General features: G+C 41.6%; 18 protein-coding genes. 8 read left to right on the top strand and 10 right to left on the bottom strand.

All coding sequences use genetic code 11. The annotated features are described in order from the left end of the window. Positions 1-2: 2 nt before the first annotated feature. Positions 3-875, top strand: coding sequence for an endonuclease/exonuclease/phosphatase family protein (locus tag B5X76_RS13925; RefSeq protein ID WP_079643883.1), 873 nt, complete (start codon positions 3-5; stop codon positions 873-875). A 147-nt stretch (positions 876-1,022) separates the two neighbouring features. Here the strand turns inward: B5X76_RS13925 and B5X76_RS21720 are convergent, their stop codons facing one another. The 5 genes from B5X76_RS21720 to B5X76_RS22015 all read right to left on the bottom strand — a co-directional run bounded on the left by B5X76_RS21720 (position 1,023) and on the right by B5X76_RS22015 (position 4,546). Continuing rightward, complete coding sequence (locus B5X76_RS21720; protein WP_139375323.1) at positions 1,023-1,202, bottom strand: hypothetical protein; 180 nt, start codon at positions 1,200-1,202, stop codon at positions 1,023-1,025. 294 nt (positions 1,203-1,496) lie between these two features. Then, on the bottom strand, positions 1,497-2,213 hold the full coding sequence (locus B5X76_RS13915; protein WP_079643879.1) for a LytR/AlgR family response regulator transcription factor: 717 nt from the start codon (positions 2,211-2,213) through the stop codon (positions 1,497-1,499). 4 nt (positions 2,214-2,217) lie between these two features. Continuing rightward, positions 2,218-3,264, bottom strand: coding sequence for a hypothetical protein (locus B5X76_RS13910; protein WP_079643877.1), 1,047 nt, complete (start codon positions 3,262-3,264; stop codon positions 2,218-2,220). Positions 3,265-3,367: 103 nt separating this feature from the next. Beyond that, the gene (locus B5X76_RS13905; RefSeq protein WP_079643875.1) at positions 3,368-4,345 is read right to left on the bottom strand and encodes a lysophospholipid acyltransferase family protein; all 978 of its coding nucleotides are present in this window, start codon (positions 4,343-4,345) and stop codon (positions 3,368-3,370) included. A gap of 54 nt (positions 4,346-4,399) precedes the next feature. After that, positions 4,400-4,546, bottom strand: coding sequence for a hypothetical protein (locus tag B5X76_RS22015; protein WP_176141075.1), 147 nt, complete (start codon positions 4,544-4,546; stop codon positions 4,400-4,402). Between the two features lie 297 nt (positions 4,547-4,843). Here B5X76_RS22015 and B5X76_RS13900 point away from each other — a divergent pair, with 297 nt between their 5' ends. The 4 genes from B5X76_RS13900 to B5X76_RS13885 all read left to right on the top strand — a co-directional run bounded on the left by B5X76_RS13900 (position 4,844) and on the right by B5X76_RS13885 (position 7,350). Continuing rightward, complete coding sequence (locus tag B5X76_RS13900) at positions 4,844-5,449, top strand: cyclic nucleotide-binding domain-containing protein (protein ID WP_139375322.1); 606 nt, start codon at positions 4,844-4,846, stop codon at positions 5,447-5,449. Between the two features lie 312 nt (positions 5,450-5,761). Further along, positions 5,762-6,331: a cyclic nucleotide-binding domain-containing protein gene (locus tag B5X76_RS13895; RefSeq protein ID WP_079643871.1), complete on the top strand. Its 570-nt coding sequence runs from the start codon at positions 5,762-5,764 to the stop codon at positions 6,329-6,331. A 216-nt stretch (positions 6,332-6,547) separates the two neighbouring features. Then, the gene (locus B5X76_RS13890; RefSeq protein WP_079643869.1) at positions 6,548-7,075 is read left to right on the top strand and encodes a MauE/DoxX family redox-associated membrane protein; all 528 of its coding nucleotides are present in this window, start codon (positions 6,548-6,550) and stop codon (positions 7,073-7,075) included. Further along, complete coding sequence (locus tag B5X76_RS13885) at positions 7,039-7,350, top strand: hypothetical protein (RefSeq protein ID WP_079643867.1); 312 nt, start codon at positions 7,039-7,041, stop codon at positions 7,348-7,350. Before B5X76_RS13890 ends, B5X76_RS13885 begins: the two co-directional genes overlap by 37 nt. 56 nt (positions 7,351-7,406) lie before the next feature. Here the strand turns inward: B5X76_RS13885 and B5X76_RS13880 are convergent, their stop codons facing one another. Genes B5X76_RS13880 through B5X76_RS13870 form a run of 3 tightly spaced genes read right to left on the bottom strand, consistent with a single transcriptional unit; the run spans position 7,407 to position 13,391 of the window. After that, entirely contained in the window at positions 7,407-8,720 is a 1,314-nt protein-coding gene (locus B5X76_RS13880; RefSeq protein ID WP_139375321.1) for a TlpA family protein disulfide reductase, read from the bottom strand. A 22-nt stretch (positions 8,721-8,742) separates the two neighbouring features. Beyond that, positions 8,743-10,101 (bottom strand): RagB/SusD family nutrient uptake outer membrane protein, encoded by a 1,359-nt coding sequence (locus tag B5X76_RS13875; protein WP_079643863.1) that lies wholly within the window; start codon positions 10,099-10,101, stop codon positions 8,743-8,745. Positions 10,102-10,103: 2 nt separating this feature from the next. Next, positions 10,104-13,391 carry a SusC/RagA family TonB-linked outer membrane protein gene (locus B5X76_RS13870; RefSeq protein ID WP_176141074.1) on the bottom strand — a complete coding sequence of 1,096 codons (3,288 nt, stop codon included), beginning with the start codon at positions 13,389-13,391 and terminating at the stop codon, positions 10,104-10,106. Positions 13,392-14,318: 927 nt separating this feature from the next. Between B5X76_RS13870 and B5X76_RS13865 the strand changes: the two genes are divergently transcribed. From B5X76_RS13865 to B5X76_RS13855, 3 genes are all read left to right on the top strand, one after another. Then, positions 14,319-14,858 carry a hypothetical protein gene (locus B5X76_RS13865; RefSeq protein ID WP_079643859.1) on the top strand — a complete coding sequence of 180 codons (540 nt, stop codon included), beginning with the start codon at positions 14,319-14,321 and terminating at the stop codon, positions 14,856-14,858. Between the two features lie 180 nt (positions 14,859-15,038). Next, complete coding sequence (locus B5X76_RS13860) at positions 15,039-15,434, top strand: DUF1016 N-terminal domain-containing protein (protein WP_217699659.1); 396 nt, start codon at positions 15,039-15,041, stop codon at positions 15,432-15,434. Between the two features lie 423 nt (positions 15,435-15,857). Beyond that, on the top strand, positions 15,858-16,406 hold the full coding sequence (locus B5X76_RS13855; RefSeq protein WP_079643857.1) for an ORF6N domain-containing protein: 549 nt from the start codon (positions 15,858-15,860) through the stop codon (positions 16,404-16,406). A 275-nt stretch (positions 16,407-16,681) separates the two neighbouring features. Here B5X76_RS13855 and B5X76_RS13850 read toward each other — a convergent pair whose 3' ends face one another. Together B5X76_RS13850 and B5X76_RS13845 are read right to left on the bottom strand one after the other, a co-directional pair. Next, the gene (locus tag B5X76_RS13850) at positions 16,682-17,014 is read right to left on the bottom strand and encodes an RpnC/YadD family protein (RefSeq protein ID WP_139375320.1); all 333 of its coding nucleotides are present in this window, start codon (positions 17,012-17,014) and stop codon (positions 16,682-16,684) included. A 118-nt stretch (positions 17,015-17,132) separates the two neighbouring features. Further along, the coding region (locus tag B5X76_RS13845; RefSeq protein WP_176141073.1) for an ATP-binding protein at positions 17,133-17,375 on the bottom strand (243 nt) is incomplete at its 5' end.

Genomic DNA, 17,375 nt, shown 5'->3' with positions numbered 1-17,375 from the left:
TAATGAAAATGAAAATTACGATTCAGATTGCGTTATTACTATTTAGTGTCTTTTTAGGTCATACCTCCCTATTAGGCCAAACCCTCTCGGATAAGGTGAGTTTTCGGGCGGCCACCTACAATATACGGTATCGTGCTGCAGCAGACGAGACCACCGGCAATGGATGGGATCAGCGCAAGCAGGCTGTGGCGCAGGTGATCCTCGAACATGGCTTTGAAATCTTTGGTACCCAAGAGGGAGATACGATACAGATGGCACAGCTGAAAACGTTGCTGCCCGGATACGATTATATAGCACAGCCATATGGCGGCAAAGGAGATCTGCACACCTGCTCGATCCTGTACAAGAAAGACCGTTTCGAGTTAGTCCAGCACGGCGTATTTTGGTTGAGTGAGACGCCTGATGTGCCTAGTATCGGCTGGGACGCGACCGACAGGCGTATCTGCCAGTGGGCAAAAATACGGGATAAGAATACAGGTCGTTTATTTTACTTTTTCAATGCGCATTTTTACTGGCGCTATCATAGGGCGAAGCAAGCGTCCGGCCCCGTGCTGGTCTCCAAGATAAAGGATATAGCAGGTGATGCTCCTGTATTATGTGTAGGTGACTTCAATTCTACCCCCGAAACAAGCCAGATACAGGCTATAAAAGTTTCCTTGCAAGATACATTTGAAGCGAGTGAAAATGGCACAAAGGGATTTGAAGACACCAATCTGGGCGGTGGTAATTTTGAGGGCACGCCCGAGGGACGTATCGATTACATTTTTGTGAGTAAGAATATAGAGGTTAAAAACTACGAGGTATATGCAGACCAGTATGGTTCATCACGCTACCCTTCGGACCATTTGCCCGTTTCTTGTGATGTAATCTTCTAACTGCTATTATATGACCATACTTATAGAATAACTTAATGGCGGTTAACTTAACCGCCATTATCTTTATCACCCTTATCAACTTTATCAACCTCATTAACTCCCATCACCTTCTTAACCTTCATCACCTCATCTCCTATCTAAAACTAACTAAACCTTCCCCTTGCGTACCGAATACCATTCCCGGAGCTTGGCTACCTCACTGGAGATAAAGCGTACGCCACCCCCTTTCTTGCCGATCCGTACTTCGGTAAGCAGGCCTTCGTCACGGTGGGATACCAGTGTACCCCGGGAAAACCCCAATACATCGAGTGCCTCGACGGTATCCATGAGCCAGTCGCCCTGGGCCAGTACCAGATCGCGGATATGTACAACACGGCGCTTATCGACATGGATCTCACAGTCTGCAGTGGGCACATGCATGGTCTGCGCCCCATAGCGGGACAGGCAAGCGGGACATCGGGTATTAGGCGCAAACTGCGTCTTCAACCACTCGAACAGCTCCATAACTAAAAAATAAAATCGGTCGTTTTGATTGACCATACTTTCTAAAGAATCCATAATTACAATGATTAAGTGTGTTTGATTTAGACTCGCATAGAAAAACAGGCTCCATCAAGAACATCATTGAAAGCGTTTATAAAGCGCAAGGAAACTCTCGCTGTAAATATCGGTGACGCGTACCGATCCGCGGTAACCACGCATCTGTATTTTATACAATTTGGTATCGAGGCTTATTAGATTCTCGATATGGATAATAAAACTGCGATTTATCTGCACAAATCGGTCTTTAGGCAATTTTTCATATATTTTTTCCAACGTCATGCGCTGCATATACAACCCGCCGTCGATAAAATAAATTTTAACATCATTTTTTGAGGCCTCGATGACCGACACCTCATCCACACTGAGTAGCAGTTCATGATTGGTCTCTTTGTCTTTGATGACAAGCTTGGGACGCAATACCTTGCTGGAGTGCGTCTCCTCTTTAAATATGACATGGAGTGCTTTGAGCAGGTGAGGTATCAGAAGCGGCTTTGTCAAGCAATAATCCACATCGTCCAGGTAGCCCGGTACTATATAATCTGCATAGCCTGTCACCATCAAAAGCTTAGGCCTGGGGTTTAAGAGCGAAAGCATTTCTAGCCCGTTCAAGCCAGGCATCTCCACATCAAATACCAGTAGATCTACGGGATTATTTTTGACATAATCAATCGCCCGGATACTGTTGGTCTCGGTCTTAATTTCATAACCAGGAATTAACTTAAACAGGTCAGCATGTTTATCCAATAGGGCCGGCTCATCATCCAGCAATAATACCTTTTTTACGCGCTCTTGCATAGGGTTACTGATTTAGGTTAACTTTTAACTCCAATTGGTATGTGGTCTCCATATCCACAACTTGTAGATCGTACTTGCCGTCAAGATGTGTATCCAGCTGCTCGCGGACAAATTGCATGCCCCTACCTGTAGCATGTGTAACAGCTACTCTCCCGCTTCTTTTAATATTCCGGACACGAAAAGTATAGCCATCATCACGTAGCAGAAGCTCAATGCACACCGCATCGGGGCGGGTAAGATCGGCATAGGTACCTACATTCTCAGTGATGGTCAGTAATACGAGAGCTGGTATAATCTGTCCCGAATACCGTCCAGTTACCTGAAGTCGCACGGCATCCTGCTTTTGATACCTTAGGCAGTAGAAATCAAGCATCTTCTCTACATAAGCCATTTCGGTTTTTATGGGTTTGACCGGAAGAGATAGCTGCGAAACTTCTTCAATATAATCTTTGATATCAATGTACATATGCAATAGGGTGGCGGTGTGGACAGCCTGGCCAATACGGGTCACGTACAGGATAAAGCTCAGCGTATTACGTTCTAGGTGCATGGACATCCTGCTGCGCTTGACTTGATCGTTCAATAGACCAAAGCCCCGCTGATAGGATTGCCAACTGCGGAGCAGTGTTATCAATGAATTAAACAACCAGATGGGCGTTATATAAAGCAATACTAATTTTCCATATTCGGTGCCTACGGTCGTAACAAATTCATTGAAATCAAAAGCAGCTTCTCTTTCAAACACAAAAACCCCGATGACAGGCAATACCTGATAGACCCACAGATAAACGACGATCAATGCGATCGGGAACACGAAAACAACTAAAACCGGAGCCAAAACAAACTTGTTTTTAGCTAATAAAACATCGAGTAAATAAACAATCGTATAGGCAAATAGTGCATATAGAATAAGCAGCACCGCACTAAGCAAGAAACTCTCTAGCTCTAATTTCTTATAATTTTTCAGCGAATATAGGAGCCAGACTGCCGTCCAAAATACACCCGTAATCCAATATCGGTACCGTTCAAATACAAGGTAAATGTTTGCCATGGAAGTAGATAGTGCTTGAGGTTATACTATTTCAAGATAGTAAAACTACATAATCTCCGTTTGAAACACAACGTTATATTGTAAGAACAACATTACGAATAGACTAACCTGACAGCAATTTTGATTTGCCCCTGCACAAGCGATCATAAGCCCTAACATGTAATGTATGACTATGTAGATATTGACTATCAAGCGCATAATACGTACCATTCATAAATAATGGCCACAAGCGACTCGTATTCCACCCGTAATACCGTTTACTCCATACATAAGCATTTCCCTTAGATCGAGGCAACACATAGCGCCAACCCTCCCAGGTCATCGGATCATCCCATATCAATCGCTCTAAATCTGCATATAACCTGGTGTAAAGAATCTTGCAATAGGTCTCCGCATCCCTGTATTCATCCCACAACGTAGGCTCGCCTAAACTAAAAGAAATCTGTTCATTCTTCTTGCTACCAAGTATACTGTAGATAGGCAACTGCCAACGATAAGACAAGCAGGCTATCGCTGTTCGCTGGAGAATAGATCTTTTAAAAAATGGAATACCCAAGCTATGGCCATTATCCTTTTGCTTTTGCTGGCTTCCCGTATTACCATCGGCATAAACTAAAATATGATAGCCATCTCGTAATGCTTTACGTACTTGTAATAAGCTACTACCCTGCTCGGCATCCAAAATAATAAAATCGCCGGTTTTGGAATCGACCTGTCGTATACCTGCGTGCTGTAACCCGAGCCCCTCCATTTGCTCTTGGCGTACTTTGGCTGAAGCCAGCAATGCGATATTAAATCCTAACTCGCATAATAGTCGAGGCAATACGCGGTAAGCGCCCGTATGAAAGGTCAATATAATGCCCTTTTGCTGCCGCATCTCCACGATTCGCTCACGTTGCTCAATAGGTATATGCACATTGCTAAAAAGGTCGAGAAGCTGCTGGTCCTGCAGCAAAAAATGCTGACGCTGTATCAAATCGGAGTATAGCCGGCAGTAAGAAGAAACCGGAAGTGAAGGCCAATAATACTGTAGATTAGCGCAGAAAAGCGCAAATAGAGGATTACCAAGAATTTCGCTCATAATAAAAGGCTTAAAAGGGAGGTTGCTTTTACCTCCCCTAATCCACACATTTTTTTAGTTTGTAGGTTCTAAAGGATCTATACGACATTTAGAACCAGCCTCTACCACATCGTTCAAGAGTTGACCCATGGTATCGGAGTCCATATATTCGCCGCCGAATGTACCTAGCGACACAGCGAAATCCATAATTAGCTGTAACATAATTTTTTTATTTAACTAAAACCATTTTGTCCATTTACCAGGTAAGGACATCCACCTTGAGTTTCCTCTGGCCAGAGGTGATAGCTATCGATAACGAAGGTGAAAAATAAGTTTTAGCTGCGCCTCATTGCGGGACTTAAAGGCGGGAAACCGTGACAGGAGGATACAAAGCTTATGACCAAGGGCATTCGTCACAGGAATGGTGGAGGTTGATCCCTAAAACAGGGGTTTATGTCCCAAAAGTTGGGCGTACGAGGATGTCCGAGGTAACTTAGGTTATTTTTTAAATGACCGATTATGAACAGAAAAAGCCCAAAATGCCGCAGAGCGGTAACCTTTGCCATGACGCAATGGAACAAGTATGTTGCTACAGAAAAATTTCACGAAGAGTGGATCTGGAGACATGCTGAACTATTAGAACTAAAAAAAGGACAAAAAATAATGGATGTGCTGCACGACTTTGTACCCGCTGCATTCTACCTTGTCGAAGGACTGATGGCCCGTAGTACTGTACAGGAAAATAGTAAGCGAAAGCTCATATCGATCTGTCTGCCCGGCAACATGCTGCTCAATACCAGCAACATGGAGAGCAGAACCCCCTTAAATGGCGACATCGTATCGCTAAAGCGCAGCTTGCTGCTATATAGTCCCAATAGCAAGATCGTCCCCTATAAAACGATTGATCCCGTATTCGTAAACTACCTCAATGTACTGCGCGAAAAGAAGCTCAAGCAGATGCGTATCCATACGGAGTTACTCCAAGAAGAATCGCCCTCCAAGCGGTTTGTCAAGTTTACGCAACTGCTTCCCGACATTTACCGAGCCACCATCCAAAAAGAGCAAGCCGAATACCTGGAAATATCCAGAGCTACAGTCGCTTTCGCAAAAAAACACCTGTTATGATGGTTTAAGTCGGCTGATTTTGCGTTATCTATGGCACGAAACCGCTGGAGGATCCCGCTGTAACTTGGCACCCATAGAAAAACACAAGCCATATTGGGGACACAAAAGATGCGCACAATGAAACACTATAAAAGAAAATTTGCCGTATTTCCGGGTAGGCCGGTACGTGCATATTATAAACCTGAATGACGAACTGTAAAGTAACTATGCTTAAAGAACAATAAGTATCCTCACAATACAGTGGGGCGCTAGTGATCACTCCGCCCCAATAAAAGAAAGAGGGTGATCAGCTGTTATTTTTAATCGAATAATATGGATAAATTTATGATCCAAACCAAGCAACTGTTGCGATGCGAGGCCTCCAGCCAGGCACTATTGCGCCATATCAAGATACAGGAGTTTAATAAAAACAAGGTATACTGCAGCGAGGGCGAGCAGAAGCCGTATTGGTGTTATGTGATCGATGGTCTGGTCGGTGCGTATCAGTACTTCGAATACGAACCACCTTATATGCACTGGGCAACATTGCCCGGACAGACATTTACAGGCACTAAGCATGAGTACAGCGATAACAGCCATTCTCTCGAGATCCGTTTTTTAAAAGACAGCAAGGTGGCTATGATCCATCTGCAGCTGCTGTGTGAACTTATGGACGAGCAAATCCCTATCATGCGACTGATCAATGTGCTGCGGCAGCGGCGATTTACCATAGGTGATATCAAGTCCAGAGTGATGGCGCGCAATGCCACAGATCGTTACAGGGAGACGCTATACGAAATACCCGCTATACCCGCTACCCTCAATAACAACCAGCTGGCGCAATACCTAAATATCAATCCAAAAACCTTGTACAAAAGTAGGAAGAAAGAAATAAACCGATAAAAATAAAATACTACCGTACGACCCGATTTTAAGAAATAAACGCCCCCTACCTTTGAAATATCAAAACGCAAGTACAGCGGATCGGCGATACCAGGTGTCAATGAAAAGGGGAAGCTCACCAAAAGGGCACACCGCGATAGCTGTACCTAGGTGTATAAAGAAAGTGCGGCAGCAAAGCTTTTGAACACAATCACGTAGAACATAAGTAATAGAAACATGATCACACTCAGGTACAAGCAGGCAATAGTGGATAGGCTAGGCAAAACTTTATGCTGGTATCGGAGATATCTGAGCCAACCGGTATACAACTTCACGGTATATGGCTATGCTATGCTCTATATGTATACGGCATCCAGCAAACTATGGAAAATGGAAACCTTTATTAAGGGAATAGCAGAAATCCCCTATATAGGCAACTATGCACAACCCATAGGCTGGGACGTGGCACAGCTCGAAATCCTATTGGCGATCGGACTGATCTTGCCCCGTTATCAACGCAACTCCTTACGGGGCAGCACAATATTGATGGGCATATTTACAGCATACCTAGCAGTAATGATGCTATTTGTTCCAGACCGCTTATGTAGTTGTGGCGGTGTAATCGAAAGCATGGGATGGGGTACCCACCTAGCCTTTAACATACTTTGGCTTATATTGGGCATACACGCCATCCGACAAAAAAATTATAAACAACTAAATTTAAAGCCGTGGAAAATTCACAAAAAAACAAGGGCAAAGCGCTAGTTGGCGCATTATTATTAGGACTGGCAGTAGTTGGTTCGGCATTTACAAGTATTCCGGTTGAAAAGACCAGCAAACAAACGCAACATTTCTTTAGAAATGAGGGCACTATGGCTAGTCCAATCTGGAAATACATCGGTACTGTAGAACCTGGGGCATTGGATTGTACTATCAATGAAGCAAACTATTGTTATGGATCATCGGATTTAGGAGCCGATGGATCGGGAAATCCATTAGGTCCCGTAACAGCAGAAAAACAGGGTGATTACACTCCTTAGAAAAAAGTCTTAGGAGGCGAACAGAGTCGGATATTTTATCCGGCTCTGCTTGGTTATTATATATCAGATATAACAATAACTCTAACTTTCCTTATAACTTCATCTAGTTTAAGATTATAAGGGCTCAAAGCTATATTGATAGATTCTAAGTTAGACAGGCTACCTTCCAAATGTATATCAATCGGAAAATCAATACCAGTTTCGTCCAAAATTGGGCATTTTAAATGTTGTAAGGTAAAAGTCAAATAGTGCGTCAACCAAGATAGCTTTCTATTCACGATTTTTAATCCTGCTAAGTCTGCATTATAAATAGAAGTATCACTTGTACTCCTCGAAAGTGTTCCTTCATTTGTTGAAACCAAAACCAATGCAGGAGAATCCCTTTCTTCCAGTCGACCTTCAATTCCATACATGGCTCCAAAATATCGATTTAAGTCCTGCTGCATATATTCTAACATTTTATTGGCAATCTTCTTAGGCATACGTAGCTCATACGAAAATCCATTACTCTTAAGCCATTCTTCATAAGCCAGACCACGCAGCCCACCACTGGTAAGCATAGAAGAATCTTGATTCTCAAAAACCACTCTAGTTGTATACAAGTATGCTCTGTTAAAATCTGAGAAAGCTAATTTAAATAAACTCTGCGCAGATGTATTGGTATAGGAAACTCTTGTTGAATCCCTAACTAATGAACCATATACCCCTGGAATATTACCTTTGGTAAGGATAGAGTAATAGTTAATACTGCTATCATGAAGAGGCTCCAACCGACTGAAGGTATCACTATGCAATACATTTCCTAGTCTAAAAACAGGCTCTTTATCATTCAGCCACTCCATGGCTTCCTGTTTTACAGGAAAAGAAATAGTTACCCCCTTTATCCATTTTTCCACATTTTCGAGCGTAACATATTGCGATTCGGTTATAGCAGCGACCTTTCCTTTGTCATCGATCCATACATAGTGCGGTATGGTACGGTGCGGAAAGTAACGCTTCAAGTTATTATCATTGACAATGGATATCAGGCCCAATTTACCAATATCCGATCTCGTGAAAAATTGCTCAATTTTCTCCTTCGTTTCGTAAGTGACCGGCATAACCATTAATTTATCTATATATTTTTCCTGAATAGCTTTCATTTTTGGAAATCCGGCCAGACAGGGCGCACACCAAGTCGCCCAGAAGTCAAGAATAATGTGCTTCCCTTTAAATTCCTTAAAATCTACAGAATCCTGCTCACGCCCTACAACCTCGTGCAGACCTGCCTCGGGGAATTGATCTCCTATTTTTAAAGGCTTGATCTGGCCGACAGCCAGATTTATACTGAGGACAAACAAAATTCCCAATACATACTTTATTGTTTTCATTTCTTTTATTTTATTTTTAGTATTAATTATTCTGTTCAATTCCAGTCAATAACACTTCCTGATTAGGGATAGCAAAGGTGTAACGGGCAGAGCCAGGTAATAATTCATAATGCGTTCCAGCGAGCTCTCTTGTTAGTACGGTTTCCGTTTTGTAATCTTGATTCAATCTCCTAAGGTCTGACCATCTTAATCCCCGAAAACAAAGTTCCTTTCTTCGCTCTAGCAAAATTTCCTTTAGAAGGATATCCTTATCTGTAATTGAAATCGGAAGGAAGTGGTTCTTATCGATACGCATCTTCAATAACGCATTGAGATCTTCCAATGCACTATCCACCAATCCCTTTCTAGCATAGCATTCAGCTCTATTTAGCAGTATTTCACTCGTAGATAGGCCACAGAACAAAAGGCGTGTACCGTCATAACTTCCTTTATACCTCACCAACGTTCCATCTTCTCTAAAAAACACCTTTTTTCGCAGATCATGAGGGACATATAGCTTGTACAAGTACTCATCAACAATTAGTGTTGCTGGGGAAAATGCCGAGTAATTACCTATTCTTGCCAAGAATAAAGTTTCTCGATTCATCTGTTTGATTGGATTTGTCAATTGGGGATTGATATCACCATCACCATTAAAATCCATCAGACTGTTGTGTTCTAAAAGGCAGGAATCTGCATAGATCAATGCATTGTCATAATCACTCATTGAAAAATAAAGACGTGAGAGCAAAGCGTAAGCAGCGGATTTTGACGGTCTTGTTTTAGAAATAACATGCATGGGCAATAAATCCTTCGCTTCCGTCAGGTCATCTAAAATTTGCGCATACAATCCCTTAAGACTGGACCTGCCTACATTTTCATTGACGTTAGCAGTCAACCTAAGCGGCAACCCCAATTCTTTGTCTGTGACAGATGCTGCATAGGGACTTGCAAATGTCTGCGCTAGCTGGAAATAGTTAAATGCACGAAAGAATAATGCACTGCCTTTTAATTCTTTCCTTTGTGTAGCATTCGATTCCCCTTTCATCTTCTCCAAACCGTCCAATACTATATTTGCACGAAGAATTCTGGCATATGCATAATTCCATTCGGAGAGCATATTTGACGTGTAAGCAGGATTGAACGACCACAGGTAAGCGATACGTTCATTTTCGGTCAATCGCGAAAAGATCGCATCTGCAACCTGAAAATCATTAGCAGCAATCTCTCCCATTCCTGGAAAATCGCTATTCATAAGGCTAACATTATCCAAAACAGCTTCATAATCAGCTATCGTCTTGGGTATTACCATAGACTGTACAGGTTTGACATCTAGCCATTCATTCTGACAAGAAGTAATGAGCCATAGCAATAGGCATGCGCCATATTTTAGAACATTCATAATCAATAATTTATTTTTAAACCAAGGGTGAATACAAATGGAGTAGGTATACTGACCGCAGCGGCACCAGCATACGCTTGAAAATCGGGATCAAGTCCCTGTTTGTTGGCTTTCCAGAGTATACCCAGATTATCCAGCTGTGTATACAATCTAAGGCTATTGAATGGGACATCGCTTCCTGTCTTAGGCCTGAACTCATAGCCCAAATTGATGTATTGCAAGCGGACATGGTCGCCTTTCTCTACCAATACAGAGGCACGCTGGTAAAAAGTATCTCTATTGGTATTATTGGGGTACAGCATAGATGGGACATTTGTTCTCAACTCATCACCGGGTTGCTCCCATCTGATCGCAAAATCCCGATGCCCAGACCAATTGTTGATAAGTGAATTGTAATTGATGGATCCACGACGGAAATAGTAGCCCAGCTTATACACTATATTGAACGAGGCATAAAATCCTTTATAAGATAATTCGTTGAATAGATTCCCAAAATAAACGGGCTTAGCTGGGCCATGGTACCGGATATCCTCCAATGCAGGCGTATTCAAGGCTACATAGTCATCGCTCACGACCTCCCCAATGTATCCTCTAGGATTACCATTGGCAGGATCAAGACCTGCCCATGGCATACTGAATACAGCGTATAAAGGATAGCCTTCAATAGGATATTTATCAAAAGTATTTCCACTGGCTCCAAAATAGAGTGCGGGCGCAAAAGAAGTCTCGTATTTTTTAACTTTATCGGTCGCCCAGCTCCATTGGAGTGACGACTGCCATCGGAACTCTTTCGCAAAGCTTTTGTTAAGCTTTAATACAAAATCCAGCCCCTGTCCACTTATCTCGGCATAGTTGCCCCGAAAATTCTGCACACCCGAGCTCGGAGGCATTGGCGCATCACCGATCATATCCTTTCCATTCTTCTTAAAATACTCTACGCTACCCCGCAGCAAACCGCCTTTCGTCCCGAAGTCGAGCCCCAGATTCAGCATTGCTATCCGTTCCCAACGGAGATCCGGGTTGCCCAACGTATTGATATCGGCATAGGACAAGCCAGAAATAGGTGCAGGTGCAGCATTAAAGCGTAAAATGGTCACTCCTGTCAATGAACGGTCTAAATTACCATTATAGCCATAGGTGGCCCGAAGTGAAAGCTCTGGAAGCCATTGTATAGAATAAAATGACTCATTGGAGGCACGCCACTTAAAACCCGATGACCATAAAGGCACTGATTTCTGATTGGCATTGACGCCAAAAAAGTTAGACTGATCTATACGACCACTTGCCGATACAGTATAATTACCGTAGCTGTAAGAAATGTTGCTGAAGTAAGACCTAAACCTATCCTCGCCCCCTCCTAGTGAACGCATACTGGGTATGGGTGCTCCCATTCCTGAAGGATAAAGGACATAGTTCTTAAGCGGAGATTCCAGCAGTTTACTCGAACCGTTATCCTCATTGTACCCATAAGTTCGTAGAGATGATGAATTTCTAGAAAGCATTTTCTGTTCGGCACCTGCAATGGCATCGATCTGATGGACTGAAGCTATCGTACGCGAAAAGCGAAGCTGTCCACGAAGATTGTGTGAGACAAATCCGCTATAGGTCTCATCCAGAATACTGCCCACCGGAATATTATCCGGTTTAGTGACTACTCCCGCAGTATTCACTGTGGCATACCGATTGATCAGATCCCGTGTATAATAACTGTCTTGGGAAGCCAATTCATTGCGATCTGACCTGAAATCCTGATAGAGATATTTACCCTGTATTTCTAACCCCTCAAATAAACGATAATTTATACTGGGTTCGATACGGATATCCCGTCCTCGGGTCAATTCGCTATGTAGACCGATATCACGCAGCGGGGTATAAGTCCAGTCCAGGAAGCCATTTTTGGTAGCATCATCAATAAAGGACTGTTGATAATCCTTGACCATCTGTAGGGGATTACCATACTCATCAGCCAATCGGAGATAAGGATAAATACCCCTTCCATTTCCCGTATTTAAATTAATACCGCCTTTGTTAAATGCGGTTCCCGTTTTAGCAAAATTAAAATCTACCCCAATCTGAAGTGCTTGCGAAAGGTCAAATTGATTACTGGACCGAAGCGTGAGCCTATCATTATAATCCCGGATTGTAGGGAGATCATTGCGATCATAACCTGTTGAAAAGAGGTATCTGTAATTCGTCGCTCCTCCTGAAAACTGAACGGCATACTGCTGGTTGTGCGCAGGCCGGTACAAATGATGCCCTATTTCACTACGCACATCGTAGTTTTGGTACGCAGCCAATCTATCTCTCAACTCTTCATCTGTAATTTTGTTATCCCGGCGTGCATACAGCAGCTGCACCACAGGCGATAGAGGAGCTTTACTTTTGGATATTAAATCAGCCTGATAATAATTCTTGTCAAACAAAAATCGTTCAAATTCGATAAAATCTTTTGCAGAGATAAAGTTGGGGTTGTACAATAAATTAGGCTTAGCACTTATGGAATTATTAGCGTTAAAACTGATATTAAGCTTATCCGATTTACTTCCTTTCTTGGTCGTAATCACAATCACCCCGTTACCTGCCCTTACGCCCCATATTGATGCTGCAGCGGCGTCTTTCAACAGCACTATATCGGCAATATCGTTAGGATTGATCTGACTAAGACTACCTTCAAAAGGAAAGTTATCAACGACCACCAGTGGTTGTTCATTAGCGAATAAGGTACTACGTCCACGTATCTGCAATTCGTCCTGACCTGTGATACCTTGCTTGTTAAATACCAGTCCACTAGCGATTCCATTTAACTTGTTGATGATATTGGTCGATGCACGACTATCAAGCTGTTTATGATCCACGCTATAAAAACTTCCCGTAGCTCTTTCTTTCGGTATTGTCTGATACCCCGTGGATACCACCTCAACCTCTTCTATATTATTCTCATTCGGCTGTAATTGTACTTTTATAAATGTAGACGTATTTTCATAGGCAAGCCGTTGCTCCTTATATCCGATATGTTTTATAATTAATACTCCTGTAGGCTTGTCTACACTGATCGTAAATCTTCCCGCCTTGTCCGTACTCGTATGTTTCTTATCGAAAGTGATAGATGCCCCCTCGATAGCCTGCCCATCGGCAGCCGAGCGCACTTCCCCAACAAGTACCAACCTCGACTGCTCCTGAGCGACCGCCTGTATAAATACAGACTGACTAAACAACACACAGAATATTATTAAAAGCACTCCTCCTACTTTTGTTGCGTCATGCCGACCGAAGTGGAGGTATCTAAACACATATAGGAGACTTAAAGCACGCCTACATGGTAATTCCTTTTTTTCAATTATTGAGCAGTCACTGTCTCGCCGATAAGGCAATATATTACCACCCCAAAAAAAATGTTTCATTTTTGGTTCATTAGGTGTGACCCAATGATGGTGGAATCGATCAATATCCTACCGTACCCAATCCTTGATCAGGCCACACGGTTAAAAAATAAAATTGAAAGGCAGACGAGGACTATTCGGTATCTCATATGGGTTCATTAATTGGTGACTCCCCATCTGCACAAGAATAAAAACCGACCTATTTTTTATAGAAAATCTATATGATTCTGATTCATATCCTTGCAAGTGCATTTATATTTTCCTACTTTTAGGTTGCTTAAGTCCAAAGGTGTGGAAAACACGTCTGCCTTGTGTCGGATTCGTATCTGTACAAGTCGGAAAAACCAATAAAAGTCGTACTGATTATTGACCTTCAAGGCCCTTAATATGTACTATGCGATAGACCTAGGTCTATGCACCCCTTTGTTGGTTTTTAATGTTTTGGAAGCTCTATTCCGGCGGACAGCATTTGTTCTTTATCAGTACGATTAGCGCTGGGTAGCAGTCTCGACCTTGGGCCGAATGCTGTACACTGTTGTTGGTGAATGATTCTCTTTGTTTCATGTTGTCTATAAAATTGGTAACACATTTTAAAGAGTCTCGTGAAGAAAGCTAGGATCATTAAAAAAGGATAGGCTCCTGCTTTCAGTCAACAAAATGGTACTAGCAAAGACCGTGACGTGACATCCAGCAGGAGCCTATCCCGCACATCGCAAAGATAGCAAAGTAGGGATAAAACTCCTAGTGGTCTCGCGTCATTAAAATTGCTAGTTTTTTTTGTCGAGACTCCAATCAGCGAACTGATTACTCAACAAATATAGTTAATTAAAATCATTTATGAATACAAATATTCACAAAGAAACAGAAAGCACTGATTATAAGGATTTTAAATTAAAACGATTTAGAGAATATCTTTATAAAAAAATCAAAGACAGTGATTTATCGAGAGCTGACAAGGAAGATAAGAAATCTGAAATACAAGACCTAATTGTGGAATACGGCGGAGATAACTTTGCTGGGAAAATGTTCTATGTTACATTAAAGAATATTGACGGAGATATCGATCAAGTTTGTGAAAGTCTATTTGATGATTATGTGTATCCTGGAATTACTCCATCAACTAAACTGTCAAGTAAGTTTGCCATTTTTGTTTCTGGCATCTGCCTAAATGATGGGGAAATAGCATCAGCTATTGGCTCCAGTGGTAGCAGGATAAGTCGTGTTAGGAACAACACCGATGATACAGACTTTTATCCATTTCAAGTTTACGCCCTAGCAAAAATATCAGGAATTCTCCCCAGCCAACTTTTCGAATATTTCTACGGCAACGGCGAGCGTCCTATTATAGGTTTAGTGCCACCTGCGGAAGAGAAATAAGAAAAAATAGAAGTCTAAAATTTTTTAACGCTTTAGCAAGAATTAAGTATCGCTAAGCAAGGTTGAACAAACAAATCAACAAACTTAAAATCAATAAGTTATAAAAACAAAACATGATAACCATTTAGTTAAGCAAGAAATAAACTTAGTTAAGCAAGGAAAAAAGACATAGAAATAACAATGGACAATCGCTTTACAGATATTATTCAATTAATCAAGCAATCACGGACCAAGGCTATAAAAGCCGTGAATGCAGAACTAATAAATCTCTATTGGAATATCGGAGAGTATATATACAGAAAAATTGAACAATCTGAATGGGGGGACTCTGTAGTAGCAGAATTGGCCAATTTCATACAGACAAACGAGCCAGAAATAAAAGGTTTCTCCGATAAGAATATCTGGAGAATGAAGCAATTTTACGAGACTTACGAAAAGTTTCCAGAACTCTCACCACTGGTGAGAGAAATTAGCTGGACAAACAATCTACTGATTTTTTCAAGATGTAAAAACATTGAAGAAATGGAATTCTACCCCTTCTCGCGCGAGCGTCCTCGCTCGTGTGCTAACTATTAAAAGTACGTATCTTCGCTAGCCAACTCCAGAAGAAAACCAAAAGAGCCTAAAAAGTAAGGAGGAATCCTGAGCGACTGCGAGCGCCCTATTATAGCCTTGGCACCTCCAGCGGACGAGAAGAAAGGAAAATAGAAATCATCGAATATTCAAATAGCCATGTTAATCTTTCTTTAATCGTGTCATGAGAGTGGTATTATATTTACCTGTAGCATAGAATTAAGGAATTATTTTGATTAACCATCTATAACACTGGATATAATTGACAATATATAATATACTTATTATCTTTATGTTATAAAATCCAACCATCTGATTCACACAAGAACATCAGAAGGCACTTTCTATTTTTAGAACCAATAAATGAAACTTTAAGGTATCGCATTTTGCGAGACCTTAGATAAACTAAGATACCAATCGGAAATTATGTCAAAATCTATTCAAGAGGTTATAGTCCCTGATGGGATATTATTCGGTAAAATCTATTCTTTACGACATGAAAATATTATGCTGGATAGAGATTTGGCAGACCTGTATGGTGTAAAACCCTTTCGACTTAGAGAACAAGTCCGTAGAAATATCGAAAAATTTCCCGAACATTTTATGTTTCAGCTTACCGAACAAGAAGTCGATATCATGGTCTCGCAAAATGCGATACCTTCACGACAACACTTAGGAGGCTCATTGCCATACGCATTCGGCGAGCATGGCGTACTAATGCTGTCAAATGTATTGAAGAGCGAGCTGGCGACAAAAATGAGCATTAAGCTTATCGAGATATTTGTACAACTGCGAAGAAGCCTCCATTCTTATTCTGAATTACGATTAGAAATTGAACAAATAAAAAAGAAACTCGATAATCAGGACAAAAACTTAGAGGTTGTATTTCAGTACCTCGACGAAATGGTAGACAAAAAGCAACAGCCCGTAACAGAGAGAAAACCGATTGGATACGAACTAAAAGACAAGCTTTAGCTATTTAGATTTCCCCCTGCTCGCGCGAGCGTCCTCGCTCGTGTCTAACTATTAAAAGCACGTATTCGCTAGCCAACACCAGAAGAAAACCAAAAGAGGATAAAAAGTAAGGAGGAATCCTGAGCGACTGCGAGCGTCCTATTATAGCCTTGGCGCTTCCCGAGGAGGACAGCAGGTAATGGAAACCGAAAGCACACAAGACTAAAACATAAAAAAGCGCTTAGACTTAAATTCTAAACGCTTTTTCAATATAATGTTTGTTATGAAAATGCTAATTATGCTCCTGTATAATATGGTTTAACCTGCTCTTCAGTCAAGCTAAGTTTTTTGCAGACTTCCACGATCGAATAACCTAATTCTTTAAGCATTTCGATTTTGCCTTGAATTTTTCCCTTTTCCATTCCAGTCTGAATTCCCTTGTCTAGTCCTTCTTTTTTGGCCTTGTCCAATAAATATTCTCGAGTGCCCATAATGTCGCTCCTTCCTAATTGTTCTTTAATCTCTTGCTCAAAGATACTCAAAATGTGTTGGTTATCAAAATTCACATAATATGTTAAAAAGTCGTATAGACCCTGACGCGTGCTTTTATCCATTTTACGCTTCATCATTTCATCATAAAGATCATGCTTGATATCTTTTGGATATAATGGTGATGTTGACCCCTCCGCTGGACATACTGACCCCTCTGTCGAGGATTTCTACAGTCCAACTGATGACCTGACAATATTACTTCTTTTTTCTTAGACTTTCGCCTTTTAGCTCAATTCGATATGAGCCATGAATTAGCCTATCGAGTATGGCATCTGCAATTGTATCTTCTCCGATTACATCATACCAACTGGCAACAGGTAACTGGCTAGCAATTATGGTCGATGCCTTAGCGTGCCTATCTTCAATTATTTCCATTAGATCCAACCTTTGTTGCTGGTCTAGATTTACCAGCCCGAAGTCATCGACAATCAACAGGTC

Source organism: Sphingobacterium nematocida (assembly GCF_900168125.1).
Classification (GTDB): Bacteria; Bacteroidota; Bacteroidia; order Sphingobacteriales; family Sphingobacteriaceae; genus Sphingobacterium; species Sphingobacterium nematocida.
The sequence above is the reverse complement of the archived record's forward strand: the minus strand, read 5'-3'. Positions and strand labels throughout refer to the sequence as shown.

Coding starts and splice junctions, on each gene's coding strand:
- B5X76_RS13875 (WP_079643863.1), bottom strand. CDS start 10,101: ATGAATGTTCTAAAATATGGCGCATGCCTATTGCTATGGCTCATTACT.
- B5X76_RS13860 (WP_217699659.1), top strand. CDS start 15,039: ATGGACAATCGCTTTACAGATATTATTCAATTAATCAAGCAATCACGG.
- B5X76_RS13865 (WP_079643859.1), top strand. CDS start 14,319: ATGAATACAAATATTCACAAAGAAACAGAAAGCACTGATTATAAGGAT.
- B5X76_RS13910 (WP_079643877.1), bottom strand. CDS start 3,264: ATGGCAAACATTTACCTTGTATTTGAACGGTACCGATATTGGATTACG.
- B5X76_RS13855 (WP_079643857.1), top strand. CDS start 15,858: ATGTCAAAATCTATTCAAGAGGTTATAGTCCCTGATGGGATATTATTC.
- B5X76_RS13900 (WP_139375322.1), top strand. CDS start 4,844: ATGAACAGAAAAAGCCCAAAATGCCGCAGAGCGGTAACCTTTGCCATG.
- B5X76_RS13880 (WP_139375321.1), bottom strand. CDS start 8,720: ATGAAAACAATAAAGTATGTATTGGGAATTTTGTTTGTCCTCAGTATA.
- B5X76_RS21720 (WP_139375323.1), bottom strand. CDS start 1,202: ATGGATACCGTCGAGGCACTCGATGTATTGGGGTTTTCCCGGGGTACA.
- B5X76_RS13850 (WP_139375320.1), bottom strand. CDS start 17,014: ATGATGAAGCGTAAAATGGATAAAAGCACGCGTCAGGGTCTATACGAC.
- B5X76_RS13915 (WP_079643879.1), bottom strand. CDS start 2,213: ATGCAAGAGCGCGTAAAAAAGGTATTATTGCTGGATGATGAGCCGGCC.
- B5X76_RS13890 (WP_079643869.1), top strand. CDS start 6,548: ATGATCACACTCAGGTACAAGCAGGCAATAGTGGATAGGCTAGGCAAA.
- B5X76_RS13895 (WP_079643871.1), top strand. CDS start 5,762: ATGGATAAATTTATGATCCAAACCAAGCAACTGTTGCGATGCGAGGCC.
- B5X76_RS13905 (WP_079643875.1), bottom strand. CDS start 4,345: ATGAGCGAAATTCTTGGTAATCCTCTATTTGCGCTTTTCTGCGCTAAT.
- B5X76_RS22015 (WP_176141075.1), bottom strand. CDS start 4,546: ATGTTACAGCTAATTATGGATTTCGCTGTGTCGCTAGGTACATTCGGC.
- B5X76_RS13925 (WP_079643883.1), top strand. CDS start 3: ATGAAAATGAAAATTACGATTCAGATTGCGTTATTACTATTTAGTGTC.